Below are 21,216 nucleotides of genomic sequence, written 5' to 3'. Positions count from 1 at the left end.
CTTTTTAATCGATAATTTTTGATGCTAAGTATAATAGCATGCTGTCATTAAATAAAGATATTCTAATTGCCTATTATCTTTGACCCAACAAATTTTCTCACTCTTTTAATCGGACACTAATGGATGTATTATAGTATTTAGTGTTTTTTTCAATTTTTTGATTCATTTTTTCATCAATGAAATCAAAGATTCACGAACTCCAATTTTATTATTTAAAAGAGTGCGTAAAAAAATGAACAGGTTAAATATTTAGGACAGGATTGTTTTTATACCTAAAACTCGATCAAATCACTAAAAATGCTAAAAATAAAAGCATAAGATTATCGATATTGTATTGTGGAAAAAAATCAGTAGGCGTATCTTTGCCGCGCTTAAAGAACATAAAATTGTCTGTTACTCAATCACAATCGTCTTCCCCTTCAATTATTAGGAATTTTACCGAAATAACAAAGCTGCGTCTTTCGGTGAGCGTTGTATTTTCCTCTGTGGCTGGTTATTTGCTCGGTGCTGACTCTATAGACTTTTTTGTGCTGTTTTTACTATGTGTAGGTGGCTACTGTATGGTAGGCGCTTCTAATGTGTACAATCAAATTATAGAGCGCGATCTCGATGGGCTAATGGAGCGCACAAAAAATAGACCCCTTCCAGCAGGCACTATGAGCGTACAAGCTGCGTTTATTCTTGCTTCTGTTCTCACGCTTGCGGGAATTATCGTGTTATATGCCATCAATCCCATAACCGCGATGTTTGGCGCCATTTCCATTTTTATGTACGTTAGTCTTTATACGCCCTTAAAGACAAAAACACCGCTTTCGGTCTTTGTGGGTGCATTTCCAGGGGCAATTCCTTTTATGTTGGGATGGGTTGCGGCAACCGGTAATTTCGGAATTGAACCAGGAACCTTGTTTATGATTCAGTTTTTCTGGCAGTTCCCCCATTTTTGGGCCATAGGATGGTTTCTTTTTGACGATTATAAAAAAGGAGGATTTTATATGCTTCCAAACGGAAAGCGCGATAAAGGTACGGCAGTACAAACTATTTTATACTCGGTATGGACGGTACTTGCCTCGTTGGTTCCGGTTTTAGGTATTACGGGCAAACTATATTTGACTCCAGTTTCTGGAGTTTTGATAGGGATTTTAGGGGTCGGTCTAATCTATTACGCAGTTCGGCTTTATACAGAAAAAACATCTAAAGCCGCTAAACAGCTTATGCTAGCCAGTGTAAGTTATATTACGTTGTTGCAGATAATCTATGTGGCAGACAAGTTTATAAGGTAAGGTGTGTGTTAAATCATTAAAATAAAAAATTATGGCAAATAGTGCTGTACATCAAATACAGAACTTGCACAATCAAGATTCACAAAAATTTTCAAATATGAAACTATCTGAGGGAACTGAGGAGCGGAAAATTAATAGAGCGAAGAAAAATATGCTCTGGTTTGGTATTATTAGTTTAACCATGAGCTTTGCTGGACTTACCAGTGCATATGTAGTGAGTAAAGAACGACCCGACTGGATTTCGAGCTTTGAAGTCCCGCAGGCTTTTTACATTAGTTTAGGATTAATCCTTATTAGTAGTTTGAGCATACATATGGCACTTAAAGCTATACGAAAAGAGAAAAATGCACTTGGAATGTTTTTGCTGGCCTCCACTTTTGTCCTGGGTGTTTTATTTGTTGTTTTTCAATTTGTTGGCTTTTCAGAAATTATTGAAAGCGGTTATAACTTTACGGGGCCAACAAGCAGCATAACCACTTCTTTTATATATTTGGTGGTGTTATTACACGTGGCACACGTTTTTGCGGGGCTTATATCACTTTTGGTTGTAATTTATAATCATTATAAACTGAAGTATGAAAACGGTAAAACCCTTGGTGTTGAACTAGCTGCAACATTTTGGCATTTCGTGGATGTGGTGTGGATTTATCTGTTTTTGTTTTTATATTTCGTTAAATAAAAATTAAACGTATTTTTGAACCTTATTAAAAAACCAAATTACTTTTATGGAAGCTACCGTTGATACAACAGGTACGGAAGGAAAAACCTGGGGTGGTGGATCTGCACCCTTGAAAGCCAGTTATGGCAAAATGATGATGTGGTTTTTCATCGTATCCGATTCATTGACATTTGCAGGCTTTTTGGCCGCTTATGGGATGTCCCGATTTAAATTTATAGACGCGTGGCCAATTGCTGATGAGGTATTTACCCACTTTCCTTTTCTCCACGGCGTAGAGGCACCCATGTATTATGTGGCCTTTATGACCTTTATTTTGATCTTTTCTTCTGTTACTATGGTGTTGGCAGTTGATGCAGGTCATAAAATGCAAAAGAAAAAAGTGTCGTTTTATATGTTCCTTACCATAATTGGAGGGTTCGTCTTCTTAAGCTCACAAGCATGGGAGTGGAAAACCTTTATAAAAGGAGACTATGGTGCGGTTGAAACTCATGGCGGACAGATACTTCAGTTTTTGAATACCGATGGTGAGCGTGTTGCAATTGGCGACTTTGCTGGTGCTAATACCAGTTCGCGGATTGAGCAGACAAAAGATGCTGGCGTATGGTATGAAAAAGATACGGAATACCAAACAAGTGTAAACTTTGATCAGGTAAAAACAGGGTTTTTAGCTAATAACGACCTATTAGTTCGGCTCCCTTATAAAGATGAAAACGGCCAGCATATTGTACTTTCTAGAGATGAGTCTGTTTCCAAACTTGTAAACGATGGAAACCTAGTTGTTGAGGGAGCGAATCTTCGTCATAATGAGTACGGACATCCATTGTTCGCAGACTTCTTCTTCTTTATTACAGGCTTTCACGGTTTTCACGTTTCCATTGGAGTATTGCTAAACTGTATTGTGTTCTTTAACGTCGTTCTTGGAACATACGAGCGTCGTGGACACTATGAAATGGTCGAAAAAGTAGGACTCTACTGGCACTTTGTGGATTTGGTATGGGTTTTTGTATTTACATTCTTTTATCTGGTATAGATTTCAATATTTTAAATAATGGCACACGAACAAGCACATAAATTAGCAATCTTTAGAGGAAACCTAAAGTTCAAGTCTAACGTTAGTAAAATTTGGGGCGTTTTTGTTGTTCTTTCAATCGTTACGATAATTGAAGTAGCATTGGGGATAACAAGACCTGATTTTTTGATAGAAAACAGTTTTCTGTCGTTACACTTATTAAACTGGATTTTTATTATTCTTACAATCGTTAAAGCTTATTATATTACCTGGGACTTTATGCATATGCGTGATGAAACTAAAGGTTTGCGTAGAGCAGCGGTATGGACAGCAGTGTTCCTGATTTCTTATTTGGTATTGCTTATCCTTATTGAAGGCGATTACATTTTTGAAGTGTATAAAAACGGATTTATCAAATTTGATTTTTAAAATCCAGTAAACATAAATAATATAAGCCCTCTTAGTGAGGGCTTTTTTATGGGCTGAATTTTGTAGAATAAAACCAAAACGTATTTTGCCGGTTCTGCTTCACATTAAGCCGAATTAAAATTAACATATAAAAGATTGCCCAAGCCCCTTTTAGCCTGTATTTTTGCATAGGTAAAAAATTTGCGGAAATGAAAAAATATTTAGTTCTTGGAATTCTGTTTCTACTGCCCATTACGGCGTATATTTTTTTTGCAATGAGTACGAGCTATTTTAAGCCGCTCCCTGTTTTAACCCATACGGTTGCCGAATTGGATGGTTTTAAAACCCATGATGGAGAGCCTGTGCAGTTGGAAAATCGTATTTCAGTCTTGGGTTTCTTTGGAAGCAATCTTAACGAACACAGAGCCTATGCATATAATTTAGCTCAAAAAATATATGGTAAAAATCGTAGCTTCAAGGAGTTTCAATTTGTGATTCTTTTGCCAAACGGAACAGAGGGCCAAGCCAAAACCATTGAAAAAAAGTTACAACAGATAGCTCCTTTAGACTCCTGGTTTTTTGCCTTTGGCTCCGAGGCTGAAATAAAAAAAGTATTTAACTCCTTACAAACAGACAAAAAATTAGATTCGAATACATCTACCCCATATGTTTTTATAATAGACAAGGAGCGAAACCTACGCGGCAGAAAAGAAGATGATGACGATAGTAAGATCTTGTACGGTTTTGACTCCAGTACGATTGCTGAAATAAACAATAAAATGAGCGATGATGTAAAAGTGCTCTTGGCCGAATACAGACGGGCACTTAAGAAATATAAGTCGGACAGAGATATTTAAGATTAAAAAGAATATACTGCCTTTATAAGCTTCAGTCCGTAATTTTCGGTATGATAGAAGTTATTAGGCAGGATTAAATAATCACAATAACAATCCATCATAAAATTTAAAAAACTTCCTTGTGAAAAAAAGTTATTCATACATTGGCATCTCATTTGTAATTTTGATTTTCGGAATTTGGGCTATCCCCAAAATTGTAAACAACTTTGCAGGGCCAGACCTTGAAACTGTTGGCAGTGTGCCTGACTTTAGTTTTACCGACCAAAATGGTAAAACAATTACCAATCAAAGTTACAGTGGAAAAGTATATGTTGCGGAATTCTTCTTTACAACGTGTCCTGATATTTGTCCGATAATGACTGAAAACATGAAAAAAATTCAGGATAAGTTCTTAGGAAACCCAAATCTTGCTATTGCTTCCTTTACAATTGATCCTACGCACGATACCCCTGAAGTTTTAAAAGAATATGCCAAAGAAAAAGCGATTACAAAGCCGCAATGGCATCTGTTAACTGGAGAGAAGGATTCGATTTTCAAACTGGCAAATGAAGGTTTTAATTTGTACGTAGGTGAAGTTCCCGAAGTAGATGGCGGCTTTGAGCATTCTGGGTATTTCGCCCTTATTGATCAAGATGGAAACATCCGCTCACGTGCCGATGAACACGGAAACCCTATTGTTTATTATGATGGGCTGGATGATAAGGGAATCCAAATGCTTATTGAAGATATAAAGCAACTAATTTAATTATGAGGCCTACCACACCAAATAATAAAAACTACACCGCCCTAATATGGTTGTTGTCTATTGTTATACCAATAGCCGTGGCACTATTGTTTTCGGTAAGAATACCTGGGGTAGAGCGTTTGGGGTTTTTGCCTCCTATTTATGCCACAATAAACGGATTAACGGCTGTTATTTTAATAGTGGCTGTATATCAAATTAGAAAAGGCAACCGGAAAGGCCATGAGCGCCTTATGAAAACAGCAATTACCTGCTCCGTTTTGTTTTTGGTAATGTATATGGCGTATCATATGACGTCAGACTCAACCAAATACGGGGGTGAGGGAATGTGGAAATACATTTATTATTTTATACTTTTAACCCATATTCTGTTGTCGGTTCTGGTTATTCCCTTTGTGTTAATAACCTATGTGCGCGCTATTTCAGGACAGTTTTACAAACACCGAAAAATTGCTCGTATTACCTACCCGTTGTGGCTGTACGTTGCTATAAGTGGAGTGGTGGTTTATCTAATGATTTCGCCGTATTATTAAAAGGAAAAGAGTTGTAAACCAAAAAACTGTGCGCAAGAGAATAGCACTTTTAAAAATTTGAATTCGAGATGAAAACAAAAATTCTTCTTATTGGCCTGCTTTTATTGCTTTTTACGGTAACACCCGCAGAGGCTCAATGTGCAATGTGTCGAGCCGTATTGGAAAGTGAAGAAGGCGGACAGGCTGCAAAAGGTATAAATAACGGCATTGTTTATCTTATGATTTTTCCTTACTTGCTCATTGGCGGCGTTGGTTATGCTATTTATCGAAGTAGAAAAAAAGCACGGGAAAAAGGCTTGTCGTAAAGCTATAAAATTACCCATAGTGCTATTTAAAATAAAATGGTTCCAAAACTTGAATACTTCAGTAGAATAGGTTTGCTAGTTTAGTAGCTACTTGTTTCAGTTTAAAGCCTTTTTATAGCTTAAATTATCCAGAAATCCAGTTAAGTCCAATTATTTAGTGAAATGCTGTAACAAAATCAGGCCAACCAAGTCTTATTAAAAAATACGCCGCAAAAAAGTTTCTTAGACCTTAACAAGAATTTCACATTTTACGGAACAATTCCGCTTTACTTTGTGGCACATTATTAATATTTCAGGATGATAGCGATAGAAAACCTTCACAAATCATATCACATGGGCAAAAATTCGCTCCATGTTTTAAAAGGCATAAATTTTACCGTTTCTGAAGGTGAAATGGTCTCTATCATGGGGTCTTCAGGATCTGGAAAATCTACATTATTAAACATTCTCGGAATTTTAGATGAAGCCGATCAAGGTACTTACACCCTAGATGGAACCCTCATAAAAAACCTAAACGAAAAGGTTGCCGCCCGCTATCGAAATAAATTTTTGGGCTTTATCTTTCAGTCTTTTAACCTAATCAATTATAAATCGGCTTTAGACAATGTTTCTATGCCGCTTTACTATCAAGGGGTAAAACGAAATATTCGTATTGAAAAATCAATGCATTACCTCGAAAAAGTTGGGCTAGCAGACTGGGCGGGACATTTGCCCAATGAGCTTTCTGGTGGTCAAAAACAACGTGTAGCTATTGCCAGAGCGCTTGCCAGCGATCCAAAAGTATTGCTTGCAGATGAACCTACAGGAGCTTTAGATACGAAAACTTCGTATGAGGTTATGGAACTCATCCAAGGCATAAACGACGAAGGAAAAACCATCCTGATCGTTACTCACGAAGAAGATATTGCCCATATGACCAAGCGTATCGTTAACCTTAAGGACGGTTTGATTATAGACGACTCTAAAGTAAACCAAGTACGAGCCAAAACCGAATCTTATGTTTAACCTGGAACGTTGGCAGGAAATCTTTGATACCATTCGCAAAAACAAACTGCGGACGTTTCTCACGGGGCTTTCCGTAGCTTCGGGAATTTTTATTCTGGTTGTCCTTTTGGCCATGGGCAACGGCATGTCTAACGGGGTTGCCCAAGAATTTGAAAACGACGCTACAAACCGCATAAGTGTTTGGACAAACGTTACTTCAGAAGAGTATAAAGGAATGAACCCTGGTAGGCGCATACAAATGGATAATCGCGATTATGAACTCGCCACCTCTAAAAATGAAGAGATTCTCGAACTTAAATCGGGTGTTTTTAGTAGATGGGGCCAATTGACAACCTATAAAAAGGAAAACGGAAGCTATAGGGTAGAAGGCGTACGAAGCGACTATCAGTTTTTGGAAAATGAAACGTTGGTAAAAGGAAGATATATAAACCAAAGCGACCTCCATAATTTTGAAAAAGTGGCCGTTATTGGGAACCAAGTATATCTTGACCTCTTTAAGGATAAAAATGCAATTGGCGAATATATTGATATTGGCAATATTATTTTTAAGGTAGTAGGTGTATATACCGATCCCGGAGGGGAACGAGAAGAAACCCGAATTTTTATTCCACTCACCACGGCACAACGTGTTTATAATGCGGGAGATAAACTCAGGTCGATGGCTTTTACACTTGAAAAGCACGACAGATATGAAGATGCCTTAGCCGCTTCAGAAGCATTCTCGGCACAGTTGGAAGCAGATTTAAAGACCAAACACACTATTTCGCCTACCGACACAAGGGCGGTAAATGTGAATAATACACTAGAAAACGCAAAAAAGTTTTACGATCTAAACAATATGATTCGCTGGTTTTTCTGGGGTGTAGGCATCTGTACTATCATTGCAGGAGTAGTTGGGGTAAGTAATATTATGCTTATAATTGTTAAGGAGCGCACCAAGGAGATTGGAATCCGTAAAGCTATTGGAGCAGAACCCTGGTCTATTATCGGGATGATACTTCACGAATCAATTTTTGTTACGGCTATTGCTGGTTTTGTAGGGCTTCTATTTAGCATGGCACTATTAGAGTTTGTGGGGCCTTTAATTGAAACTGCATATATTAGCAACCCATCCGTAGATTTTTCCGTGGCCATTACTACCGTGGTTATTCTAATTATAGCAGGAGCTGTTGCAGGATTTTTTCCAGCATATCGAGCCGCAAATATTAAACCTATAGAAGCTTTGCGTGATGAGTAAAATATTTAGCAGAGATAGTTGGGACGAAATAATCCAAGCCCTGAGCAGTAACTGGTTTAGAACTGTTATGACAGCTTTTGGAGTGCTTTGGGGTATATTCATTTTAGTGATCTTGCTGGCGGCCGGCAATGGTTTGGAAAATGGTATAAAACAGGGTTTTAATGGCTTGGCTACAAATTCCATGTTTATGTGGACCCAAACCGTTTCTCAACCTTATAAAGGCTTACCAAAAGGACGCAGATATAATTTTAAAATTGGCGATGTAGCCGCAATAAAACAAAACGTTCCCGGGCTACGCTTTGTTTCGCCAAGAAACCAATTGGGCGGGTTTCGTGGTAGCAATAATGTAGTAAGAGGCTTACAAACGGGTGCTTTTAATGTATATGGCGATTATCCCGAAATAATTTACCAACAGCCAATGGATATAACCTCGGGTAGGTTTTTAAACTATTCCGATATTAAGGAAAAGCGAAAAGTAGCCATTATTGGTAGTGGCGTGCAATCTGCCCTTTATGCTCCAGGCGAAGAAGTGTTGGGTTCGTATATAAAGATAAGCGGCGTCAATTTTATGGTAATAGGAACCTATAAAAAGAAAGGGAATAATGGCGACCCAGAAGAAATGCAAAAGGAAATCTATGTTCCCTTCACCTCATTTTCTCAAGCTTTTAATATGGGCGATATTGTAGGTTGGATGGCAATTACCGCAAAAGATGGGTTTTCAATAACCAATCTTAAATCGCAGGTGTTTGACGTTATTAAAACCCGACACTCCATAAACCCGAATGACGATAGAGCTGTGGGTAACTTTGATCTCTATAAGGAGTTTACAAAAATTCAAGGTCTATTTACAGCATTAAACTTTGTTGCCTACTTTGTTGGTATTCTCGTCCTACTTTCTGGAATTATCGGAATTAGCAATATAATGCTTATTGTAGTAAAAGAACGCACCAAGGAAATTGGTATTCGGCGCGCCTTGGGAGCAACTCCTTGGAGTATTCGCGCGCAGATATTATTAGAGTCAATTTTTCTTACCATTGTTTCCGGAATGGCGGGAATAGTCTTGGCAACTGCAGTACTTTGGCTTGTTAACTATCAATTAGACGGCATGGATACCAGTGAAATGATGTTTTTAAACCCATCAGTAAATGTTGGCGTTGTCTTTATAGCATTGACCATTTTAATAGTTTCAGGGTTACTGGCGGGCTTGATTCCTGCGCAGAACGCAATAAAAGTAAAACCCGTTGAAGCCTTAAGAACCGAATAAATTAACTGAAATTGAATATTTTAATCAAATGAAAAAAACTAAAACCATAATAATTCTTGCCACGATAGCAATATTGTTTGTAGCTTCTATGTACTGGCTGTATTCAAAAAACATGGAAGATCCAACAGTTTATGAAACAGAGACCCCAGAAATGGGTTCTATAGTAAAGAAAACTGTGGCTACAGGTAGTATTGTTCCTAAGGAAGAGGTGCTTATTAAACCAAATATTTCAGGAATTATAGATGAAATATTTGTAGAGGCGGGAAACAATGTCATGGCAGGAGATTTAATAGCAAAGGTAAAAGTGGTTCCAAATGTTTCTTCATTAAATAGTGCCAAAAGCAACATCAATAATGTGAAAACGCAAGTGGAAACAGCACGCCTAGCTTTTGAAAACCAAAAAAGTATGTATAACCGGCAGAAAGAACTCTTTGAGAAAGGGGTTATTTCGGCTAACGAATTTGACAATGCCCAACTTGCCTATGATCAAGCTCAACAAAGATTGAAGCAAGAACAAGTGGGCTTAACGGCTGCAAATCAAAATTACGATATTGTTAGAACCGGAACCACAAGTGGTATAGGTGCCTCGGCAAATACCGAAATCAGAGCCACCGTTTCTGGAATGGTATTGGACGTTCCCGTAAAAACTGGAAACCAAGTTATTGAAGCAAATAATTTTAACGACGGAACAACTATTGCTACCTTGGCAGATGTAGATAAAATGATTTTTGAAGGTAAAGTAGATGAAAGTGAAGTTGGAAAAATAAAGGAAGGTCTTCCCTTAGAAATTACCGTGGGCGCCCTTCCAGATGAAAGCTTTAATGCTGAATTGGACTATATTGCACCAAAAGGAGTAGATGAAAATGGCGCTATCCAATTTGAAATTAAAGGTACAATGAAGAATTTAGACACCACTAAAACCTTTATTCGCGCCGGTTTAAGCGCTAATGCCTCTATTATTTTAGCAAAAGCCGATGATGTACTTACAATTAAGGAAGCCTTAGTGCAATATGATCCAAAAACGCAAGAACCTTTTGTTGAAGTAATGGTAGGCGACCAACAATTTGAGCGTAGAGCGATAACCCTAGGCGTTAGCGACGGTATAGATGTAGAGGTAAAAGACGGTGTGAGTAAAGATGACAAAATAAAAGTCTGGAACCAGTTAAAACCTGCGTCCGGGGGTAGATAAAAATTTTTAATATTAGGCTGTCCATTCGGTAAAAGCCTCAATAAATAATTAAAAACTATATTTTTTGTAACGCGATAGCAAAGCAAAAGACTTATTCAATAATAGAAAAACTTATGAAGAAGATAGCAATCCCTTTCTTTTTTTTGATACTCGGCATTTCCATGAACGCGCAATCAAAGCAGTGGACGCTCCAAGAATGTGTAAACTATGCCCTTGAAAATAACATTTCAGTAAAACAGAGCGCTTTAGATCTGGAAAGTACTGATGCCGATAGACTTGAGGCCATTGGTAATTTTCTTCCTTCTTTAAATGCAAATGCCAACGCATCTAAAAATACGGGTTTAAGTCTTAACCCAACCAACAACCAGTTGGAAAATACTACTTTCGGATCTGCATCGGCAGCAATAAATGTAGGTTACACCGTTTTTGATGGTCTTAAGAATGTGCGCCAATTGCAGCGCTCAAAACTTTCGCAACTCGCTGCGCAATATCGTTTAGATAAAATGAAAGATGATATCGCCTTGGCGGTGGCAAATTCTTTTTTACAGGTACTGCTGAATAAAGCCAATCTGGAGGTAGCAAAATCACAAAATGAGGTAACCCTTAAGCAATTAACTAGAACCAATGATCTTGTTGATGCGGGCGTACTTCCACGAGGCGACCTACTGGAAATTAAAGCAACCGATGCCAATGAAAAGCAAAAAATTGCAGTTGCACAAAATACAGTCGAAATTTCCCTGATTAGCCTAGCGCAATTGTTGTTGATAAAAGATTATTCAACTTTTGATATTGCAGACCAAGAGTATACTATTATCGACGGAGGCATTGCCGATAAGGATGTTAATGAAATAATTGAAAGTGCTAAAGAAACCCGTGCCGAAGTAAAGATTGCAGAAAAAAATGTAGAAATGGCCAAAAAGGATGTCCAGATTGCCCGTGGAAACTATTATCCAAGCCTTTCCGCATTCTTTGGGTATAACACCCGTTATGCAGATAACGACCCATTAGATCGAGACTTTGTTGAACAACTCTACCTCAATGACGGAATTGGCTATGGCTTACAACTAAATGTTCCTATCTTTAACGGTTTTGCTGTACGCAGTAGCGTAAAGCGCAGTAAGGTTCAATTAAAGAATACGGAGTACCAATTAGAACAGGCGCAACTTGATTTGGAATCTAATGTATACCAAGCTTATGTTGATGCCAATGGCGCCTTAAAAGCTTATGAAGCTGCTTCCGTGGCACTAGAATCTCAGGAGTTAGCCTACCAATATGCAAAAGATAGATATGATGTGGGCTTGACAAATGCTTTCGATTTTAGCCAATCAAAATTGCGTTTCGACAATGCGAAAATTGAGGTAAACCGGACGAAATTTGAATATATTTTTAAGCTAAAAGTTCTCGAGTTATATTTTGGTGTTGCTCCTAGTGAATTAAAATTTTAGATATGAAGAAAAAAACACTTATCTGGATTTCTGTTGTAATTGTGCTGCTGCTAGTCTTGCTTATTGGCGGCAAAAAAGCTGGATGGTTTGGTAAGTCTGGTGATTATAGGGAAGTGGAAGTATCAAAAATACAGCCCATAGATATTACCCAGACCGTTGCCGCAACCGGAAAAATTCAGCCAGAAGTAGAAGTTGCACTTTCTTCCGAAGTATCTGGTGAAATTATTGAACTTCCCGTTAAAGAAGGCCAAACCGTAGAAAAGGGAGATCTCTTAGTAAAGATAAACCCCGATCTTATTCAAGCTGCGGTAAGTCAATCTCAAGCTGGATTACAGAATGTTCGGGCGCAATTATCACAGGCAGAAGCCAGTGAGGAAAACGCCAAACTAAACTATGAGCGTAACAAGGCGCTATTTGAAAAGGGAGTGATTTCAAAATCTGAATGGGACAAATCTGTTGCCGATTACGACATGGCAAAAGCCAATGCAAAAGCAGCGTACTATAGTGTTCAGAGTGCCGCGGCCAATGTGAAGCAATCAGTCGATAATCTTACCAGAACCACGATTTATGCTCCTATGAGCGGAACCATTTCTAAACTCTCCGTAGAGTTGGGGGAACGCGTAGTAGGAACTGCACAAATGGCAGGTACCGAAATTGTGCGTGTTGCAAACCTATCAAAAATGGAAGTGGAGGTAGATGTAAATGAAAACGATATTGTAAAAGTTTCCTTAGGAGATTCTACAAAAGTTGAGGTAGATGCATATTTAAAGCGTGAGTTTAAGGGAGTGGTTACGGCAATTGCTAATAGTGCAGAAAGTTCCTTGACCGCAGATCAGGTTACCAACTTTAAGGTAAAAGTGAGTATTCTTCCTACATCATATCAAGATTTAACGGAGGGCAAACCCGACAGTTACTCCCCATTTAGACCGGGAATGACAGCTACTGTAGATATTATTACCAATAAAAAAGCAGCGATTATTGGAGTTCCCATTAGTGCTATTGTGGTAAAGACCGATACTTCAGATTCAAAAAAACCTGCCACAAGCGCTATTGCCAATGCCAATACCGAAAAATTTGAAGCGGTTTACCTCAAGGATGGGGAAGAAGCAAAACTACGAGTTGTAAAAACTGGAATACAAGACGATACCAATATTGAAATAATTTCTGGATTAGAGGAAGGAGAAATCGTAATTACGGGTCCTTACAATACCGTTACTAAGCTTTTAAAAGAAGGGGACAAGGTTGAGGTTGCCGAATCTGGAAAAGATAAAAGTAAAAAGTAATGCCCAATATACTATGCCTTGAAACAGCTACAACCAATTGCTCTGTTGCCGTTGCAGTTGATGGAACTATTAAAGCAATTCGTGAAGAGAATAACCGAAAGTTTTCGCATGCCGAAAAACTACACGTTTTTATTGCCGAAGTTTTAAATGAATCTGGCCTGGGTAAAAACGATCTAGATGCAATTGCCATTAGTAAAGGTCCGGGTTCTTATACGGGGCTTCGTATTGGGGTTTCGGCCGCAAAAGGGCTTTGTTTTGCACTAGATATACCATTACTTTCCATCTCAACTTTAGCTGTTTTAGCGCAACATGCCCAGTGCGAAGATTGTTTTGTAATTCCTTTGTTAGATGCTAGAAGAATGGAGGTCTATTCCGCTGTTTTCAATTCAAAAAAGGAACAGGTGCGAGAAACCAAAGCCGAAATTTTAAACGAAAATTCATTTCAGGAGTACTTAGAAAAATCAAAAACGCTTTTCCTAGGTGATGGAGCTGCCAAGTTTACAGACTTATGCAATCATAAAAATGCCGTTTTTCTTAACGGAAAGTTTCCAACTGCTGCCAATATGGTAGGCTTAGCAGAGGCTAAATACAAAATAAGCGACATAGAAGATGTCGCTTATTTTGAACCTTATTATTTAAAGGAGTTTATGTCTAAATAACTTTTTGCTTATAAAAGTGAATCAAAATAAGTGACCACTTTAATAAGGTCATTTTCCTCATCAACATCAAGTTTATTGTCTTTTATAAAGGCTTTTACCTCATTCTTCTTAGCACTCATTACTTTTAGCACTTTAGACCTTTTGCTTGGCATTTCTAAAAACGTTCCATCTTGAACTAGATAGTAGGTCACAGATTTGTCAAAAGACGGGCCAGTTGCTCTGTCGTAACTTGTTTTGGCTTTTTGAGGTTCCTTAAAAACAGAAGTTGTTTTTTTATACAAGTCATAAGTTTCGCCATCACTTAGTACATTAAAGTAACCACCTTTTTCATTACTCCCATTATAAGGAACAAAGATGTACAAGTCAGCGCCAATTTTAACAAATATATCTGGATCTTTTACCATGGCGCTGTAGTTTTCTGTGTAGCTATTCTTCTTAATCTCTATCTCGTCTGCATGCGCATTGTATCGCATCAGAACGTCAGACTTTATTAATTCGTCTTCCTGAAAAATACTACCTTTAATAAAATTTGGGTTTGCATAAGCTTCATCTTTTATTGCATCAAACTCAGCTTCGGTTAAACCAAAAGCCAAAGACTTTTGATTAATATCTATAGTGCGTTCATAAACGCTGTAATAAGACATGTTTCGTTGAGAAAAGGCCGATACTGCAAAAAGTGCAAGAAGCCCTGTTATTATTATTTTTTTCATCTTAAAAGTTTTAGTTCAATTAAATATTAGTAGTGTCCGATTAAAATAATTAAAAAACCACTTGTTTCAACAATAGTAAGCTATTAGAATATCATTAAAATATAATACCTTGCTATTGAGATTCCAATAAAGGATAATCATTTTAAACATATGTATAATGAAATTAACCTGATTATCAGGACCTTACAATTATAGTCGTATGTCGTTTAGCGAAGCGGTCGTACATCTTTGTCGGACACTAATGATTAAATATAACTCTTTTTTTCAAGCAATACAATTTTTACTTATTAATTGATTCTAGATTATGGTGGTGAATATCACGCTGCGGAAAGGGAATGCTTATACCAGCAGCTTCTAATCGTGCTTTTCCTTCTTCTAAAACTAACCATCTTAGGTCCCAGAAATCTTCATTTTTAGCCCAGTAGCGTAAACTTAAATTTACAGAACTATCAGCTAGCTCGGCAACTACAACCATAGGCATTTTGTCTTCCGTTTTTAATACCGTTTCTTGTTCCATAACCAAATTCATCAGCACGTCTTTGGCTTTCTTAATATCGTCGTCATAGCCTATTCCAAACGCTAAATTTTCACGTCTAATGTTTTCTGCGGAATAATTTGTGATCTTGTCATTGCTCAATTTCCCGTTAGGAATAACAGCAAGCTGATTTCCAAATGTATTGATTTCGGTATTAAAAATAGATATATCTTTTACCGTTCCATCTACACCTTGGGCGCTAATAAAATCCCCCACCTTAAAAGGTCTTAACAATAAAATCAATACCCCGCCAGCAAAGTTAGCCAGAGAGCCTTGTAGAGCCAAGCCTATGGCAAGACCAGCAGCACCAATGATGGCTACCAAGGAGGCCGATTTAACTCCTAATTGGGTTATCACCAATACGAAGAGCATAATTTTTAGGCCCCAGTTGATTAAACTTGCGATAAAATTTTCTAAAGTTATATCGTAATCCTTTTTATTAAAATATTTTCGTACCAGACCATTAATTAGTTTTATCACCCACATTCCTATTAACAACATTAATGCTGCACCAACTAAGGTAGGTATAAAGTCGATTAATTTTTGACCATACTTTTCGATATAAATATCCAAGTCTTTTAATTTTTCCATAAATGTTACTGTTTTTTGTTTAGAGTTTTAATTACTGTTTTTGTGTTATTTAAAGGTAATTTACAAGCGTTGTTTACGCATATATAAATTAATGTTTCCTGTGGCACATAGCGGTTCGCAAATAACGCGCCATCTTTTTCTTCTTCACTTCCCGCAATGATAATATTTGGAAAGTAATTATTGTTTATTTCTTTAATTTTTTCTGAAGCTTCTTTCCCTATAATTACTACTTCGTAAAAATCATTTTGAAAATTTAGCAGCAAGTCCATCCAATTGGTGAAACCGCTGGGGTATTGTTCAATTTCTGAAACAACATTTTTAAGCATTTGATGCGAAATAGTATCAAACCTAGTGTTCTCAAAGTATTTGGAAAGTATAAAAAGGTTTTTGGCCATAACCGAATTTGAAGCGGGTATTACGTTATCGCGATACTCAAAACTTCTAGTTACGATTTCTGGGTCTTCTTTTGAAGTGAAGTAAAACATATGTTTTTCATCATCAAGAAAATTTGTCAGGGTGTAGTCAGTCATTCTCTTTGATAGGTCTAACCATTTTTCATCAATAGTTACTTGATAGAGCTCTACAAAAGCTTCGATAGTAAAGGCGTAATCTTCTAAAAAACCATTAATACTACTTTTTCCTTCCTTGTAATTGTGAAACAACGCTCCATTTTTTTGCAATTGTTTTTCTGAAATAAAATTTGCGTTACTTAAGGCAATATCTAGATATTCTTGATGGCCCAATGCTTTATAAGCATCTACATACCCCTTTAACATCATCGCATTCCATGAGGTAAGCGTTTTATCGTCCAGTCTTGGTCTTGGTCTTTTGTTGCGATAGGATAATAAGGTTTTTTTCCAGTGTTTTTTCTTCTCTTGAAGTGCTTCGGAAGAAATATTGAATGCTGTTTCTATTTCAGTATCGGTTTTCTTTCTAATTAGCACATAATGCTCGTTTTCCCACTTCCCGTAGCTGTTTATATTATAATATTCTTTAAAAATAGGAAAGTCGTCTTTGAGTAGTTGCTGCAATTCTTTCGAAGTAAAAACGTAAAAAGCACCCTCCTCTAAACTCCCGCTTTCGTCATCGCTATCTGCGTCTAAAGAGGAGTAAAAACCACCTTCATCATTTGTTAGCTCACGTGCTATAAATGCTAGAGTTTCTTCAATAACTTCTTTGTAGAGGGGGTCTTTTGTTACCAAATACGCATTGCTGTAAAGGCTTACAAGCTGTGCATTGTCATAAAGCATTTTTTCAAAGTGTGGAATATGCCATTTTTCGTCGGTGCTATAGCGCGCAAAGCCGCCGCCCACCTGATCGTACAAACCGCCAAACGCCATTTTTTTTAGGCTGAGGTTCACGTAGTCTTGTAAATTAGTGTTGCCCTCTTGGTTGGCGTATCGAAGTAAAAATTCATAATTGTTAGGCATCATGAACTTTGGGGCTCCTCTAAAGCCACCGTTTTTGGCATCGAATTTTGTAGCTAATTTTTCGATGATTTCGGCAGTAGGATATTCGGTAAAATCAACATCCTCGGTGTTAAGGCTTATTAAATCCATGCTTTTAATACCGGCTTCAAGTCGGTTGGCATAAGCAATAAGCTTTTCCGGCTCTTCCCTATACACCTCTTGAATTTGGCCTAAGGCATTGATCCAATCTTTTTTTCTGAAATAGGTTCCGCCCCAAACAGGCCGGCCGTCAGGGAGTGTAACCACATTTAATGGCCAACCTGCGCTCCCAGTCATAAGCTGAACGGCATTAATATAAACCTGATCAACATCTGGTCGTTCTTCTCGATCTACTTTTACCGGAATAAAATTTTTGTTCATTACGGCCGCAACGGTACTGTCCTCAAAGCTTTCGTGCTCCATAACATGGCACCAATGGCAAGCCGCATAGCCAATGCTGATAATCATTAGCTTTTTTTCTTTTTTTGCTTGTAATAACGCGTCTTTGCCGTAAGGTCTCCAGTTTACAGGATTATGAGCATGCTGCAACAGATACGGGCTAGACTCATTAATTAAATCGTTAGTAAAGGCGTGTGTTTTCAAATTTTCGTTTTTTGAGGAAGTACATCCGAAAATCGAGATTATAACTAAAAATGCAATTACAGATCGCATAACTTTATATAGAAAAACAAAAATACGCTTTTGAAGTGCCAAAAGCGTATTTTTATTGTTTCAGTGAGAAAATTATCTTACTTCAAACGTAATCTTAACATTTACTCTAAATTGGGTGATATTTTCGCCATCAACCATACAGCTTTGTTCGTTTATATAAACCGAGCGTATATTTTTTACGGTTTTTGAAGCTTCTTTAACTGCGTTTCTTGTTGCGTCTTCCCAACTTTCTGTTGAACTAGCTAAAATTTCGACTACTTTTAATACTGCCATAATTTATTGTTTTTTATGTTAATTAATTAAAGGCTTAATATACAATTATAAGAAACCAAAACTTTAAAAATTAAGTTAAAAGCGAAGGGTTTGTCAGTGGATTTTTCCGAAGCACTATTCAATGCCATGAATTAATAAGTGATAAAACGTCTAGAAAACGTTAAATACGAACCTGAAAAATACTCAGAACATCGTGTTCTGGTTTTTGATTCTTACTATTATTAAGGTGTTAGGCGTTACCCATTTATTGCTTCTACGGTTTTTACTTGCCCTTTGAGCAATTCCTTTAGCATAGCTTCAATTCCGTTTTTAAGCGTCATTGTAGACGATGGGCAGCCGCTGCAAGCTCCTTGAAGAACAACTTCTACCGTTTTAGTGCTCTCGTTAAAACTCTTAAAGAGGATATTACCTCCATCTTTTGCCACTGCTGGTTTAACGTACTCGTCTAAAATATTGATAATTTCCTTTTCAAGGGCAGAATAAGCTCTTGTAGGTTCATTTATACTATCATTGTTTATTGTCTTGTTTTCTACTGAATTTGCCGCATCAACAACTATAGGCTTTCCGTCTTCAATATATTTTTTAATAAACTCACGGATTTCCATTGAAATTTCTTCCCAGCCTATCATATTGTATTTCATTACCGAAATATAATTGGAGCTGATAAATACTTCCTTTACAAAAGGGAACTTAAAGAGTTCTTTTGCCAAAGGTGAAGTATTGGTTTCGGCTACATCCTTAAACTCAAGGATCTCTTTGCTCAATGATTTACTGGCTACAAACTTCATTACACTTGGGTTGGGGGTCACTTCCGCATAAATAGTTACCGGAAGCTTTCTTGAAGTAGCCGTAGTCGTTTCGGTAATCACTGGTGTTCCTGCATTTAGATAGGCTAAAATTGATGCTGCAACTTCATCCTGCACATCTTTCCAATCAATGATATCGTATTTTTCAATTGCAATAAAATTATGCGATATAAAAACTGTTTTTACAAATGGCAAGTAAAAAAGCTGTTGCGCAAGTGGGCTTGGCGTAGCTTCGTCAATATTCTTAAATTCATAGCTTGTGGAACTTGTTAAGAGTGAATTTGCAGTGAACTTAACAATATTGCTATTTGAAGTCTCCAAAATTTCTATATGATTTTTAGACATATTATTGTTTTTTGTAAAAATACTAAAGAATATTGTGGAATAGGCTTGTTGCGAATTATAAAAGAAATCTCAGGTAGCCCAAGCTGTATTTTTTTTGTTAAAATTTGATTCTGAAGGCTCTGTTTTGGACTTTTAGTGTTTTTTGATCATAATTCGAGGCAATTACCATTTCTTTTAAGAGAATAGGGGCAAGAGTATTCATAAAATTTTCTTAATTTTCGCCCTACATATTTCAAAAATCATGAATCATCATTATTCCCAGAAACTTTTAAGTTTCATTTTTCTTGTTTTTAGTATAACGATGTCTTTTTCGCAAGTTCCAGGAAACCCTTATGTGGATGCAGGACCGGATAAGTTTGTAGCCTGTGGTGATACTTGCACAGATATAACCGCGGAATTTTTTGATATCGGCGATACAAGCACTTATACAGTTGGACAAATTTTCTATAACCCTCCGTTTCCCTTTAATGGATTGGCAAATTCTATGAACCCAGATGTAGATGATAGATGGTCTGGGGTTGAAGACTTGCCTTTTGATTTATGCTTTTTTGGTTCAATACGAAACGAATTTCAAGTAGGGTCAAATGGTGTCCTTACTTTTGATGTAGACCCTAATAACACTTTTAATGCTTGGAGTTTCGACGGAGATTTGCCCAACAATACAGAGGCTGCCTTATCTGAGGCCAATGTTTTTACGCCGGTGCACGATCTTGATCCAACTAAACCAGGTAATGAAGAGATTGGGTATGAGGTTATTGGTGCTGCGCCTAATAGAGTTTTAGTGCTTTCTTATTATGAAGTTCCCCTATTTGGCAGTGGTTGCAGTGAAAAGTCTACCCAAATGGTAGTTTTCTATGAAACAACGAATATAGTTGATATATATATAAAAAATAAACCTACATGTACTTGGAACAGCGGTAATGCTGCCTTGGGAATTCAAAATAATGCGGGAACTGTTGCTCATGTTCCTCCTGGAAGGAACACCTCCGATTCGCCTTGGACTGCAGAGAATGAAGCTTGGCGATTTTATCCAGCTGGCCCTAGTGTAGTAACTTTTGAGTGGTTGGATGCAGCAGGTAATGTTATTGGAACGGATCCAACAATCAATGTGTGCCCAAATGGTTCAGAAATATATACTGCAAAAGCGACCTACACAAGCTGTAATGGGGAAGAAGTGGTTGTAACTGATGAAATTAGGGTTTCAGTACCATCAGAAGCGGTTATCGCCAGCCCACCATTAGACCTGAATCAATGTGATGATGGTACAGGGCCAGGAATTTTTGATTTAACCCAAAACAATGCCGTGGTGCGGGGTGGACAAGGAGCGAACTTCCCCGTTACATATCACCACGATCAATTGGCTGCTGAAACTGGTGTAGGTGAAATTGATCCTGATAACGCGTATCCTATTGTTGGTACTTCAGAAATAATTTGGGTGCGAATTGAAGACCCATCGGGCAGTTGCTATGCGGTAGATTCCTTTGAGATTTCATTTGCAACTGTTGAAGCTACCCAGCCAGCAACACCACACTATATATGCGATCAAGATGAAAACGGACAAGAACCGATCAATCTTGAAGCATCTTTTAATAGTATTATTCTAAACGGACAGGCTCCTTTGTCGTTCTCTGTTACGTATCACGACAATCCTGGTGATGCTAACTCAGGAAATAATCCATTTCCACAGCCATACACAGTTGCCGCTGCTTCTACAACTATTTATGGACGTGTAGAAAGTAACCAAGATCCAGATTGCTTTGAAACCACTGATTTTGAGATTATTTTAGACACTCCCCCCACAATCAACCCCACCCCAGACCCCTTAATCGCCTGCGACGACGACAGCAATGGTTTTACAGACTTCTTCTTGCACACCGCAGACGATGACATTACCGGTGGCGACCCCACCCTTACGGTCACCTATCACTACACCGAGCTTGA

21 protein-coding genes are annotated in these 21,216 nt (G+C 37.7%); 16 read left to right on the top strand and 5 right to left on the bottom strand.

All coding sequences use genetic code 11. The annotated features are described in order from the left end of the window. Positions 1-386: 386 nt before the first annotated feature. The 15 genes from cyoE (at position 387) to tsaB (ending at position 13,895) form a co-directional block, all read left to right on the top strand. A complete protein-coding gene (gene cyoE, locus QPK98_RS14765) occupies positions 387-1,280 on the top strand; it encodes a heme o synthase (protein ID WP_310994236.1) in 894 nt (297 codons plus the stop codon). Between the two features lie 97 nt (positions 1,281-1,377). Further along, on the top strand, positions 1,378-1,959 hold the full coding sequence (locus tag QPK98_RS14760; protein ID WP_310994245.1) for a cytochrome c oxidase subunit 3: 582 nt from the start codon (positions 1,378-1,380) through the stop codon (positions 1,957-1,959). A 46-nt stretch (positions 1,960-2,005) separates the two neighbouring features. Further along, a complete protein-coding gene (locus QPK98_RS14755) occupies positions 2,006-2,989 on the top strand; it encodes a cytochrome c oxidase subunit 3 (RefSeq protein WP_310994235.1) in 984 nt (327 codons plus the stop codon). An 18-nt stretch (positions 2,990-3,007) separates the two neighbouring features. Further along, a complete protein-coding gene (locus QPK98_RS14750) occupies positions 3,008-3,397 on the top strand; it encodes a cytochrome C oxidase subunit IV family protein (protein ID WP_310994234.1) in 390 nt (129 codons plus the stop codon). A gap of 188 nt (positions 3,398-3,585) precedes the next feature. Beyond that, entirely contained in the window at positions 3,586-4,233 is a 648-nt protein-coding gene (locus QPK98_RS14745) for a hypothetical protein (RefSeq protein WP_310994233.1), read from the top strand. A 121-nt stretch (positions 4,234-4,354) separates the two neighbouring features. Beyond that, positions 4,355-4,978: an SCO family protein gene (locus QPK98_RS14740; protein ID WP_310994232.1), complete on the top strand. Its 624-nt coding sequence runs from the start codon at positions 4,355-4,357 to the stop codon at positions 4,976-4,978. Between the two features lie 2 nt (positions 4,979-4,980). Next, positions 4,981-5,508 (top strand): DUF420 domain-containing protein, encoded by a 528-nt coding sequence (locus QPK98_RS14735; RefSeq protein ID WP_310994231.1) that lies wholly within the window; start codon positions 4,981-4,983, stop codon positions 5,506-5,508. 68 nt (positions 5,509-5,576) lie between these two features. Continuing rightward, a complete protein-coding gene (locus QPK98_RS14730; RefSeq protein ID WP_310994230.1) occupies positions 5,577-5,813 on the top strand; it encodes a hypothetical protein in 237 nt (78 codons plus the stop codon). A gap of 297 nt (positions 5,814-6,110) precedes the next feature. Beyond that, positions 6,111-6,818 (top strand): ABC transporter ATP-binding protein, encoded by a 708-nt coding sequence (locus QPK98_RS14725; RefSeq protein WP_310994229.1) that lies wholly within the window; start codon positions 6,111-6,113, stop codon positions 6,816-6,818. Then, on the top strand, positions 6,811-8,055 hold the full coding sequence (locus tag QPK98_RS14720; RefSeq protein ID WP_310994228.1) for an ABC transporter permease: 1,245 nt from the start codon (positions 6,811-6,813) through the stop codon (positions 8,053-8,055). The genes QPK98_RS14725 and QPK98_RS14720 overlap by 8 nt, the downstream gene beginning before the upstream one ends. Before the next feature lies 1 nt (position 8,056). Further along, positions 8,057-9,319, top strand: coding sequence for an ABC transporter permease (locus QPK98_RS14715; RefSeq protein WP_310994244.1), 1,263 nt, complete (start codon positions 8,057-8,059; stop codon positions 9,317-9,319). 28 nt (positions 9,320-9,347) lie between these two features. Continuing rightward, complete coding sequence (locus tag QPK98_RS14710) at positions 9,348-10,508, top strand: efflux RND transporter periplasmic adaptor subunit (protein WP_310994227.1); 1,161 nt, start codon at positions 9,348-9,350, stop codon at positions 10,506-10,508. Positions 10,509-10,621: 113 nt separating this feature from the next. After that, positions 10,622-11,953, top strand: a complete 1,332-nt coding sequence (locus QPK98_RS14705; protein WP_310994226.1) for a TolC family protein — start codon at positions 10,622-10,624, stop codon at positions 11,951-11,953. Between the two features lie 2 nt (positions 11,954-11,955). Further along, complete coding sequence (locus tag QPK98_RS14700) at positions 11,956-13,236, top strand: efflux RND transporter periplasmic adaptor subunit (RefSeq protein WP_310994225.1); 1,281 nt, start codon at positions 11,956-11,958, stop codon at positions 13,234-13,236. After that, positions 13,236-13,895: a tRNA (adenosine(37)-N6)-threonylcarbamoyltransferase complex dimerization subunit type 1 TsaB gene (tsaB, locus tag QPK98_RS14695; RefSeq protein WP_310994224.1), complete on the top strand. Its 660-nt coding sequence runs from the start codon at positions 13,236-13,238 to the stop codon at positions 13,893-13,895. Before QPK98_RS14700 ends, tsaB begins: the two co-directional genes overlap by 1 nt. Positions 13,896-13,903: 8 nt before the next feature. Here tsaB and QPK98_RS14690 read toward each other — a convergent pair whose 3' ends face one another. From QPK98_RS14690 to QPK98_RS14670, 5 genes are all read right to left on the bottom strand, one after another. Then, a complete protein-coding gene (locus tag QPK98_RS14690; RefSeq protein ID WP_310994223.1) occupies positions 13,904-14,605 on the bottom strand; it encodes a hypothetical protein in 702 nt (233 codons plus the stop codon). 280 nt (positions 14,606-14,885) lie between these two features. Continuing rightward, the gene (locus QPK98_RS14685; protein WP_310994222.1) at positions 14,886-15,731 is read right to left on the bottom strand and encodes a mechanosensitive ion channel family protein; all 846 of its coding nucleotides are present in this window, start codon (positions 15,729-15,731) and stop codon (positions 14,886-14,888) included. A 5-nt stretch (positions 15,732-15,736) separates the two neighbouring features. Continuing rightward, complete coding sequence (locus QPK98_RS14680; protein WP_435373104.1) at positions 15,737-17,851, bottom strand: thioredoxin domain-containing protein; 2,115 nt, start codon at positions 17,849-17,851, stop codon at positions 15,737-15,739. Between the two features lie 72 nt (positions 17,852-17,923). Continuing rightward, positions 17,924-18,124: a dodecin family protein gene (locus QPK98_RS14675; RefSeq protein WP_310994220.1), complete on the bottom strand. Its 201-nt coding sequence runs from the start codon at positions 18,122-18,124 to the stop codon at positions 17,924-17,926. Between the two features lie 236 nt (positions 18,125-18,360). After that, positions 18,361-19,275, bottom strand: a complete 915-nt coding sequence (locus QPK98_RS14670; protein WP_310994219.1) for a NifU family protein — start codon at positions 19,273-19,275, stop codon at positions 18,361-18,363. Positions 19,276-19,576: 301 nt separating this feature from the next. Here QPK98_RS14670 and QPK98_RS14665 point away from each other — a divergent pair. Next, positions 19,577-21,216: FIDD domain-containing protein (locus tag QPK98_RS14665; protein ID WP_494337533.1), on the top strand; the 1,640-nt coding region annotated here is incomplete at its 3' end.

Origin of the sequence: Aequorivita marina (assembly GCF_031631895.2) — a bacterium.
Lineage (GTDB): Bacteria > Bacteroidota > Bacteroidia > Flavobacteriales > Flavobacteriaceae > Aequorivita > Aequorivita marina.
Note: the sequence above shows the minus strand (reverse complement) of the source record. Positions and strands in the feature narration are given on the sequence as shown.